The 4,447-nt window shown below is 47.2% G+C and carries 3 protein-coding genes; all 3 read left to right on the top strand.

Annotated features, from left to right (window positions below):
* The first annotated feature begins 358 nt into the window (after positions 1-358).
* The 3 genes from VN429_RS03635 to VN429_RS03625 are packed head-to-tail and all read left to right on the top strand — an operon-like array spanning position 359 to position 4,169.
* Positions 359-1,243: a nitrogenase iron protein NifH gene (locus tag VN429_RS03635; RefSeq protein WP_325629899.1), complete on the top strand. Its 885-nt coding sequence runs from the start codon at positions 359-361 to the stop codon at positions 1,241-1,243.
* Between the two features lie 18 nt (positions 1,244-1,261).
* On the top strand, positions 1,262-2,818 hold the full coding sequence (locus VN429_RS03630; RefSeq protein WP_325629897.1) for a nitrogenase component 1: 1,557 nt from the start codon (positions 1,262-1,264) through the stop codon (positions 2,816-2,818).
* Position 2,819: 1 nt separating this feature from the next.
* Positions 2,820-4,169, top strand: a complete 1,350-nt coding sequence (locus tag VN429_RS03625) for a nitrogenase component 1 (RefSeq protein ID WP_325629895.1) — start codon at positions 2,820-2,822, stop codon at positions 4,167-4,169.
* Positions 4,170-4,447 lie beyond the last annotated feature (278 nt).

Here is a 4,447-nt window from a genome sequence, read left to right as displayed (position 1 = left end):
ATCGAACACTATGTAAAACATTCGTGGAATTAGGGTTCTACATAGAAATATCAGGGCATCTATGTCACAATTATCATTAGGAGCCTGACTCAACGGGAAGCGCGATCAGCATGAACGTATGAATGTTTCAGGATTCCAGAACGCGAAAACCTGATCAAAGAGACTGATATCCCACTAATCTGTATGAAATCCATATTCAAAAGAACCTTTTTTTGACCCTGGTTTTATCTCATGAGATCTGATGTTTACAATTATTGCCGCATCTTTTCCATTTTTTGAGATATACAGCCATCAGTTGCACCCTTCTTTTGGTTTATCCTCTTTCGTGATGACCTTGGTATCAGAATTTGGAGATAACATGACCGGAACCAAAAATATCGCCATTTATGGAAAGGGTGGCATTGGAAAGTCAACTACGACTTCCAATATCAGTGCAGCCCTTGCTGATAGTGGTCTAAAGGTCATCCAGATAGGATGCGACCCAAAGAGTGATTCGACCAACAACCTTCGTGGAGGAAAATCCATCCCATCAGTCCTTGATGCAATCAGGAGCGGGAAGAAGGTTGAGATAGAAGACATCGTGTACGAAGGATTTGGCGGTGTACTCTGCATAGAAGCAGGGGGACCTGAACCGGGTGTCGGATGTGCCGGACGAGGTATCATTGCAGCAATCGAACTGCTCAGACAGAAGAAGGTCTTCGAGCAGTACAAACCTGATGTTGTTCTCTATGATGTTCTCGGTGATGTGGTCTGTGGAGGATTCTCAGTCCCAATCCGTGAAGGAGTTGCAGAACAGGTATATACGGTAACATCTGCCGATTTCATGGCAGTATATGCTGCAAATAACCTCTTCAAGGGAATTAAAAAATATGCCAACAGCGGAGGAGCTCTCTTCTCTGGCATCATTGCAAACTCAGTTTCCTTGCCAATTCACAAAGAGATCATCGATGATTTCGCTGTCCAGACCGGGACAACGATCGCTGAGTATGTTCCAAGATCGATCACTATCACAAGAAGTGAACTTCGTGGTCAGACTGCAGTCGAGTATGATCCCGACTCAGAGCAGGCAGATGTATACCGCCGGCTTGCAAAAGCAATCATAAGCAACGAGAAGAAGTACGTTCCGGCACCTCTTGATGCTGAACAACTGAAATTGTGGGCTGAATCATGGTCAGACCGCCTCCTTGACAAAAAGGAGGAGGAACATACCCACCGTTCAGGAACTGTAGCAGCGGCAACATAACCACAGAGAGGAGTAATTATGGTATACAACACCAGGGAAGAAGCAGAGAAGGAACTCTATGAGAAGAAGATAGATCTCTCACAGATCACCTGCCCGAACCGTGAACAGCGGGCAAATGGTATCAATATCTTCTATGGAAAGGCAAGTGAGCTTGTTGACCAGGCTAAATCAGGATGCCTCAAGAATCATGAGCGTGGATTTGCTCAATCATCGGGATGTACACTCAACTTCTACCTCTCGGTTCGTGTCGGAACCATCAGAGATTCAGCAACCATCTTCCATGCTCCGGTAGGGTGCTCATCGTCAGCACTTGGTTACCGTGAACTCTTCAGGGGAATCCCTGTTGAACTTGGAAGACCGGCAAACTATGACCTCCACTGGATGACCACGAACCTTCGGGACAAAGATGTAGTATATGGAGCTGGCGATAAGCTCAAGAAGACCATATACGAGGCACAGAAGCGATACAATCCAAAGGCAATCTTCATCCTGACATCCTGTACAACCGGAATTATTGGTGAAGATATCGAAGGAGCAGTTGCAGATGTCCAGCCTCATATCGATGCAACCATCGTTCCAATTCACTGTGAAGGTGTCAGATCGCGGCTGGTTCAGACCGGATATGACGCATTCTGGCATGCAGTCCTGAAATACCTGGTAAAGAAACCACAGGAGAAACAAGAGGATCTGGTCAATGTTGCAAGCATGCTCTCATACACCTGGCAGGACAGGCTCGAAATTCAGAGACTGCTGAGCAAAGTAGGTCTTCGTGCAAACCTGATTCCTGAGTTTGCCAGCGTAGAGCAGTTCCAGCAGCTCTCTGAAGCAGCAGTAACAGCACCACTCTGCCCGACGTACACCGATTACATCTCACGTGGACTTGAGCAGGAGTACGGTGTTCCATACTTCATGTATCCGTCTCCAATGGGAGTTGCAAACACCGACGAGTGGCTCAGACAGATCGGAAAGCATACCGGAAAGGTTGATGAGATCGAGGCATTAATCGAGGATGAACACAAAACCTGGCTTCCAAAGCTTCAGGCGATCAGATCAGAATTTGACCGGATTGCAGCAGAGAAAGGAAGTAAAGTCAGGGTTCTCGGATCACTCGGTCAGGGAAGACTACTTGCACAGCTCCCGTACTTCGATGAACTCGGGCTCACCTCACCGGCTGCGATGTCACAGGACTATGACAACCTGATCCTTGAGGATCTTGAGGACGTGATTGCAAAGGTTGGTGACTTCGATCTCCTGGTAAACACGTTCCAGGCCGCAGAACAGTCACATATCACCGAACAACTTGATCCCGATCTGACCCTCAGCTGCCCATTCCAGGGAGGAGCATACAAGAGAGTTAAGGGATCAACCAGGATTCACGCACTTCGTGGAGATCCAGACCCGTGGAGTGCACAGAGTGGATACACAGGAGCAATCGCGTTTGGAAACTTCCTACTTCAGGCTCTCAAGAGTTCTGCATTCCAGAAGACACTCAAAGCAAAGACAAAAGACAGTTACCGCGAGTGGTGGTTCAAACAGTCGAACCCGCTCTATTACATGAAACCGGAGAGCATCTAACATGGGTAGTGCAGAAGCAGAATCGGCATCTGAAGATTTTTCAGAAGGAAGAGCAATAGAGGCGCCGAGATTCTCCTGTGCACTCGGAGGAGCACTTGGAACTGCATTAGGGATATATGGAACAGTCCCAATCCTCCACTCAGGAGCAGGCTGTGGTATCGGTCAGCTCTTCGGGCAGCTCTATGCAGGAGGGCAGAATGCTGGAGGCCCACAGGGAGGAACCAGTACTCCCTGTTCCTCACTTGTCGAGCATCACGTTGTATTTGGCGGTGAAGAGAAACTAAAAGATCTCATCAAAGCAAGTACTGAACTGATGGAAGGGGATCTCTATGCTGTGATTACCGGCTGTGTTCCGTCTCTTATCGGAGATGACGTGAATGCAGTTGTGAGGCCATTTAAAGAGGAGAAAGATATCGTTTATGTGAAAACTTCCGGATTTACCGGGAATTCATATGAGGGATATGAACTCTTCTTTGAAGCTGTAATAAACGATATCCTGAAGCCTGCAGAGAAGATTCAGCCCAAGACAGTGAACATATTCGGGATTGTTCCCTATCAGCATGTCTTCTGGAAAGGAGATGCCAAGACCATAAAAGACCTGCTTGCAAGAATTGGTGTTACTGCAAATGTGTTCCTGGCTGAATTTGACGGAACAGATCAACTCAGGAATATCCCAGCAGCAGAATATAACATCGTCCTCTCAACGTGGAATGGTCACCGTGTTGTAAATCTACTAAAAGAGAAATTTGAAACACCGTTCCTGTCATTCCCATCAGTTCCAATCGGACCAAAACAGACTGCAGAGTTCCTTCGAACCGTCGGAAAGACACTCAATATATCTGAAAAGGTTGTTGAGTCAGTTATTGAATCTGAAGAGAGGCGGGTGTACCGGTTCATTGAGTACGGCGGTGATGCTCATATGCTTGTCAGGCCACATCCATTCTTTGCGGTTGTAGCAGACTCAGGAACTGCAATCGGGATCACCCGTTTCCTGGTCAATGAACTTGGGTATCTACCTGATGTCATCCAGATTGCTGATGAACCACCAGAGGAAGTCAGGGCAGAGATAACAAAACATCTCACCGAAGGTCTTGAAACTCCTGTCAAACCTGATGTGATATTTGAGACTGATTCACACCTGGTGCGTCAGAATCTGAAGAACCGCCCATTCTTGTTCCTGTATGCGAGTTCACTGGAAGCACCAACTTCATTACAGGAATTTGGAGCAATACCAATTACTGTCTCGTTCCCAGCAATGAACAGGCTCATCTTAAACCGGACATATGCTGGGTTCGATGGGGCTCTCACGCTCTTTGAAGAGACGATAAGCACCTTCGTAGGACCGCTGTGAGGGGGTGGTATATGCACGTGTAGTCAAAAAAAATCGTGGGACCATAAATTCCGGGCATCAGGGGAAGATCAGACATCTACTGCTTCCCCCAATCTCCAGATTGTAGTATATCGAGTCATATAGCCGTCCTAACGCATTTGAATTGGTGTGAGGTCTGGAAGTCACCCTGCCGACCTCATATTAAACTACAATCTTACTTCCTCACGGGAAATATCTATTTTCCGGACACTGGTGCTGATAGATCAGGCATGTTCATCAGCACCCCGGTTCCACAGGAG

Source organism: Methanospirillum sp. (assembly GCF_035560735.1).
GTDB lineage: Archaea > Halobacteriota > Methanomicrobia > Methanomicrobiales > Methanospirillaceae > Methanospirillum.
This window is presented reverse-complemented; position numbering and strand designations above follow the sequence as displayed.